The 1,249-nt window shown below is 34.3% G+C and carries 1 protein-coding gene; it reads right to left on the bottom strand.

The window, feature by feature from the left end; translation table 11 throughout:
* Positions 1–32: 32 nt before the first annotated feature.
* On the bottom strand, positions 33–1,211 hold the full coding sequence (locus A6E03_RS18345; RefSeq protein ID WP_065601476.1) for a hypothetical protein: 1,179 nt from the start codon (positions 1,209–1,211) through the stop codon (positions 33–35).
* Between the last annotated feature and the right edge of the window lie 38 nt (positions 1,212–1,249).

The raw sequence follows: 1,249 nt of genomic DNA, 5'->3' as shown, positions 1-1,249 counted from the left end.
TGTAGCAAATCGTGTTGATGCGATTGTTAGTTTTAATTGTTTTGAAAAAGTTTAATATATTCGTCAAGATCTTTACAAATAATTATTGGTTTATCAAAGTGACATAAATCACGAATCGTAGCAACGACACTAGTATCAGGGTTAATAACAATAATTTCTTGAGGCTTGTGAATTTCAAAGGCTTCTAGAAATAATTTTCTAATAGCAAAATCTGTCGGAGGGAAAGAATAGCCCCCAATAACTAATTGCTTACAGTTCATTAGAGTTACTTTTGCTTGCAGCCACAAACTAGAAATCAACTTATTTTCTGAGTATCTTTTATAAAGAGTTGGCGTAATAATAATAGGCTCAATAATTTCACCGTCTTTTTCTGCCGGTTCATTAAACCACCAACGCCCTTCGGTTAATACAGTTTTACCTTTTTTCGATTCTACAGCATTAACATCAGCCTCGAATGAATAATTTTTAATACCACTGTAAACAAACCAATTTATTGAACCATGTAACTTTAATATTGTATTTTGATATAGTCCATCTGGATGAGCAGAATAAAAACGTTCACCATCAACGTATGTGCTAACACCTGCTCGTTGAAGCTTAACCTCATCGAATTTTGCTCCATAAGCCAAAGGTCGATTCCAGTTAAAGTGACTATACCTTATCTCCTCATCTGATATATCACCATTGTCATGAGGTTTACCTTTGTAAGTTTCAGGGATATTGCTTCGAACACGAGATGCAGATTCAATGCTACTTTCTATAAGAGTGTCATAATTAAAAGTAATCACATCAGCACTTTGACTATATATCAATTCACCGAGTGCTCGAAACGATTCAGAGTTATGTATTGAATGCTCCATTTCTTGTAGTGTTTCTGCAAATAAAATGGTTAATTTAAGAACTACATCTTGAAGATAATAAATTTGCTCTTGATTGTTAGCTTCTTTTGCTTCTGCTAATTGAAGTTCCAGAAGCGTATAGCATGCTTCAAGATCAAAATAACCATTTTTCAGGTCAGCCTTATCAAGCTTCCAATATCTTCGAATATATTCAAAAACAGAGGAAATTTTTTCGAGATAATGATCATCCCCGATTCTTGGGCATTTCAATGCTTGCACAAATAAATCTGTTGCAAGAGGCGGCTTGACTCCATTATGGTCTTGAATTCCACGATTAATACCTGCCCCAAAAAGATATACTATATTCGACAATTGAACTCTCCTTTAAAACTAACGCCTGCATAACACGT

This window comes from Aliivibrio sp. 1S128, from assembly GCF_001691065.1.
Taxonomy (GTDB): domain Bacteria; phylum Pseudomonadota; class Gammaproteobacteria; order Enterobacterales; family Vibrionaceae; genus Aliivibrio.
The sequence above is the reverse complement of the archived record's forward strand: the minus strand, read 5'-3'. Positions and strand labels throughout refer to the sequence as shown.